The organism is Kitasatospora sp. NPDC059571 (assembly GCF_042735675.1).
Classification (GTDB): Bacteria; Actinomycetota; Actinomycetes; order Streptomycetales; family Streptomycetaceae; genus Kitasatospora.
Genome location: NZ_JBHWBW010000412.1, coordinates 1 through 4270, shown reverse-complemented (window position 1 = coordinate 4270; position 4270 = coordinate 1). Strand labels below are relative to the sequence as shown.

The 4270-nt window shown below is 73.9% G+C and carries 3 protein-coding genes; 2 read left to right on the top strand and 1 reads right to left on the bottom strand.

Translation table 11 applies throughout. From position 1 onward, the window contains the following. Positions 1 to 268: 268 nt before the first annotated feature. Positions 269 to 1855 (top strand): TauD/TfdA family dioxygenase, encoded by a 1587-nt coding sequence (locus tag ACFV0G_RS31435; RefSeq protein WP_380555366.1) that lies wholly within the window; start codon positions 269 to 271, stop codon positions 1853 to 1855. 13 nt (positions 1856 to 1868) lie between these two features. Here ACFV0G_RS31435 and ACFV0G_RS31430 read toward each other — a convergent pair whose 3' ends face one another. Further along, positions 1869 to 2636, bottom strand: coding sequence for a GntR family transcriptional regulator (locus ACFV0G_RS31430; RefSeq protein WP_380555364.1), 768 nt, complete (start codon positions 2634 to 2636; stop codon positions 1869 to 1871). A gap of 329 nt (positions 2637 to 2965) precedes the next feature. Between ACFV0G_RS31430 and ACFV0G_RS31425 the strand changes: the two genes are divergently transcribed. Continuing rightward, a complete protein-coding gene (locus tag ACFV0G_RS31425; protein WP_380555362.1) occupies positions 2966 to 4138 on the top strand; it encodes an ABC transporter substrate-binding protein in 1173 nt (390 codons plus the stop codon). Positions 4139 to 4270: the final 132 nt, after the last annotated feature.

The window sequence follows — 4270 nt, the reverse complement described above, 5'->3', positions numbered from 1 at the left end:
CCCTGTCACACCCCCACGCCGACACCCCCGATCACCCCACGTCTGGGGGGCTCGGAGATGTGTTAAAGACCCCGGAGTGCACCAATCCGGCGGCGCCGCGGGGGCCCTGCCGGGCCGCGGCGCGGCGCAGTCAACCCGAACGGGTGAGGGACGCGGCCCCGGGCCGCCCGGTGTTCGCCTGCGGGCCATCTGTCGGACGACCGGCGTCCGCCGGGCTGCGACAGCCTGACCGTCCATAAGTTGTCTGTACAACTCGAAGGGTCTTCCGATGTCCCCCTCGCCGTACTGGCTGCGCGACAACTGCGGCTGCACCGGCTGCCGCGACCCGCGCAGCGGCCAGAAGCTCTTCCAGATCCACGAACTGCCCGACGACCTGGCGGTGGCCGCCCGCACCGAGTCCGACGGCGTGGTGGAGATCCGGTGGTCCGACGGCCACCTCTCGCGCTACCCGGCCGACCGGCCCATCGCCGCGGCCGACCCGGACCCGCGCAGCGAGGACGCCAAACGGCTCTGGGAGGCCGCCGACTTCGCCCGCGGAGTGCCGGCGGCCGACTGGCGGTCCTACCTCGACGACCCGCAGGAGCGGGAGGCGGTGCTCGCCGCCGTGCAGCGCTCCGGCTTCGCCCTGCTGCGCGGCGTGCCGGCCGTGCCCGGCCACGTGCTGGAGGTGGCCCGCAGCTTCGGCTACGTCCGGGAGACCAACTACGGCGAGCTGTTCGACGTCCGGGTCGAGCCGGACCCGACGAACCTGGCCTTCACCAGCGCGGCGATCGCCCCGCACACCGACAACCCGTACCGGGACCCGGTGCCCACCCTGCAGCTGCTGCACTGCCTGGAGAACGGCGCGACCGGCGGCGACTCCGGCCTGGTGGACGGCTTCCGGGCGGCCGACCTGCTCCGCGCCGAGGTGCCGGAGGACTTCGCGCTGCTGACCCGCACCCCGGTGCCGTTCGTCTTCCGCGACCGCCGCACCGAACTGCGCGCCGAGCGCCCGCTGATCGAGGTCGACGGCTTCGGCCGGATCCGCGAGGTGCGGTTCAACAACCGCTCCACCGGCACCCTGCGGCTGCCCGGCGGCGCCGCGCCCGACGCCTTCTACGCGGCCTACCGCCGGTTCGCCGCGATCACCCTGCGCCCGGAGCTGCGGCTGGAGCTGCGGCTCACCCCCGGCGACTGCCTGGTCCTCGACAACGTACGCCTGCTGCACGCCCGGACGGCGTTCGCCGCCGACGGCCGGCGCCACCTGCAGGGCTGCTACGCCGACCTGGACTCGCTCTCCTCCGCGCTGGCCGTGCTGCGCCGGCGCACCGCGGCCCTGGACGCCCTGGAGGAGATGTTCGCGGGCGAGGGCGCCGCCGAGTACCTCGGCGAGGACGTCACCGTCGCCGAGCACATGCTCCGGGCCGGCGCCCTGGCCGAGGCCGCCGGTGCCCCGGCGCACCTGGTGGCCGCCGCGCTGCTCCACGACGTCGGCCACTTCGGCGGCACGGGGGCGGAGTTGATGCGCGGTCGGGACAACCGGCACGGCCGGGCCGGCGCGGACCGGCTGGCGCAGTGGTTCGGCCCGGAGGTGACCGAGCCGGTGCGGTTGCACGTGGCCGCCAAGCGCTACCTGTGCGCGGTGGAGCCCGGCTACCGGGCCGCGCTGTCGGCCGCCTCCGAGTACACCCTGGGCGTCCAGGGCGGCCCGATGGACGAGGCCGAGGCAGCCGCCTTCGCCGCGCTGCCGGGCGCCGCCGACGCGGTCGCGGTGCGCCGCTGGGACGACCTGGCCAAGACGGCCGGCGCCGCCGTCCCGCCGTTCGCCCGCTTCCGGCCGCTGCTGGCCGGCCTGTTGGCGCAGGCGCCCGCGTAGCGCGGCGGGCCCGTCAGTCGCCCTCGCGGGCGTGCCGGGAGAGCGCCGACGAGGCCAGCGAGTTGTGGATGCTGAAGGCCACCGTGCCCGGCAGGTAACGGTCCTGGGACCACTCCACGGGGGTACCGGTCGGGTCGGTGGTCCGGCGCTTCTCGCGCAGCAGCGGGCTGCCGCGGCGGCAGCCCAGCAGCCGGGCGTCCTCGGCGTTGGCGCCGACCACGTCGATGGTGTGGTCGGCGTCGGTGAACAGGATGCCGTGCTCGCGCAGCGGCTCGGTGTGCGAGACCACGTCGGGCGGCAGCTGGGCCACCACCTCGCCGACCCGCGGCGGGTAGACCGTGCGCTCCACCATCACCGGGGTGCCGGAGAGGGTGCGCAGCCGCAGCGTCTCGTACACCTCGGTGCCGGGCTCCAGGCGGAGCATCTCGCGCTCGGCCGCGTCGGCGGGGCGGCGCACCAGGGACTCCAGCCGGCCGCCCGGCTCCTCCCCCATCGAGCGCGCCCAGTGCGTGAAGCTCAGCAGTTCGGAGAAGCTCTGCACCCGGGCCGTGCCGAGGACGACCCGGCGGGTGCCGCGCCGGGAGGTGACCAGGCCGTCGGCGCGCAGCAGCGCGAGGGCCTGGCGGACGGTGCCGCGGGAGACGCCGTACTGCTCGGCGAGGGCGCCCTCGGCCGGCAGCCGGCCGGCCTCGCCGAACCTGCCGGTGGTGATCGCCTCGCGCAGGTCGGCGGCCACCGTGCGGTAGAGCGAGCCGGTTGCGCGGTCCGGGTCGGGTGCCACGTCGCTCAGGGTCCTTTCGGCCAGACGGTCCGGCGCTCGGGTTCGGCGCGGACGGCACCGACTGTAACCGTTGTCGATCACGCGATGCCGCCCGCTGTCCACCGTTCCCGCAGCCGCCCCCTGTCCTGGGGCGTCCGTTCACCTTGCCGTCACCGGGCTCCGGCGTACTTGGCGCGTCGGCAGAAGTTGGCTGGCCAACTTCGCAGCCGAAGCACGACGGCGCCCACCACGGGCGAACCCCGCACGACCCACGTCAGCAGCTCCGCGGGACACCGCGACCCCTTCCCCGGCGACCCACTCGCCGGGGCCCTCACCCAGGAGAACCATCCGTGACCGTGCACCGTCCCCGTGCCGCCGCCCTCGCGGCCGTGTTGACCGCTGCCGCGCTCTCCCTGTCCGCCTGCGGCTCCGCGGGCTCCTCCGCCACCTCCTCCGGCGACGCCGGCAAGGCCGGCGCCAGGGCGGCGAAGGACGCCGCCTCCGCGGCCGACCTCGGCGGCATGGACGCCCTGGTCGCCGCCGCGAAGAAGGAGGGCAAGCTGCACGTCATCACGCTGCCCAAGGACTGGGCGAACTACGGCAAGATCATGGACTCGTTCAAGGCCAAGTACGGCATCGAGATCGAGGACGAGAACCCGGACGGCTCCAGCCAGGACGAGATCAACGCGATCACCTCCCGCAAGGGCCAGGACCGCGCCCCCGACGTCGTCGACCTCGGCAGCGCCTTCGCGCTCCAGGCCGCCAAGGACGGGCTGCTCGCCCCGTACAAGGTCGCCACCTTCGGCAAGGTCGCGGACACCATGAAGGACGCCGACGGCCTGCGGGTCAACGACTACGGCGGCTACATCTCGATCGGCTGCGACGCCAAGAAGATCACCACCTGCCCGAAGACCTTCGCCGACCTGCTGAAGCCCGAGTACAAGGGCAAGGTCGCGCTGAACGGCAACCCGACCAAGTCCGGCTCGGCGTTCGGCGGCGTGTACGCGGCCGCGCTCGCCAACGGCGGTTCGCTTGACAACATCCAGCCCGGCATCGACTTCTTCGCCAAGCTGAAGCAGTCCGGCAACTTCAACCCGGTCGAGTCGACCCCGGCCACCGTCGAGAAGGGCGAGACCCCGATCTCGATCGACTGGTCGTACCTGAACGCGGGCTACACCGACGAGTTCAAGGCCAAGGGCATCGACTGGCAGGTGGCCGTCCCCTCCGACGGCAGCTACGCCCAGTACTACAACCAGGCCATCAACAAGTACGCGCCGCACCCGGCCGCCGCCCGCCTGTGGCAGGAGTACCTGTTCAGCGCCGAGGGCCAGAACCTCTTCCTGGGCGGCTACGCCACCCCGGCCCTGTTCGACGCCATGAAGCAGGACGGCACCCTCGACGCCGCCGCGGCGGCCAAGCTGCCGACCGTCGAGAAGCCGTTCACCACCTTCCCGACCCAGGACCAGATCACCGCCGCCAAGAAGGTCGTGACGGAGAACTGGGCCAAGGCGATCGCGGGCTGATCGACAGATGACCACGGCTCCCACCCCGGTGCCGGCCCCGGCCGCCGCTGACCTCAGCGGCGGCCCGGGTGCCCCGGTCACCGTGTCCCCCACCCCGGCCCGGCGCCGCCGGGCCCTCGGCGGCCCCTGGGC

Excerpts from the sequence above, each read along its gene's own strand:
- ACFV0G_RS31435 (WP_380555366.1), top strand. The coding sequence starts at position 269 with ATGTCCCCCTCGCCGTACTGGCTGCGCGACAACTGCGGCTGCACCGGC.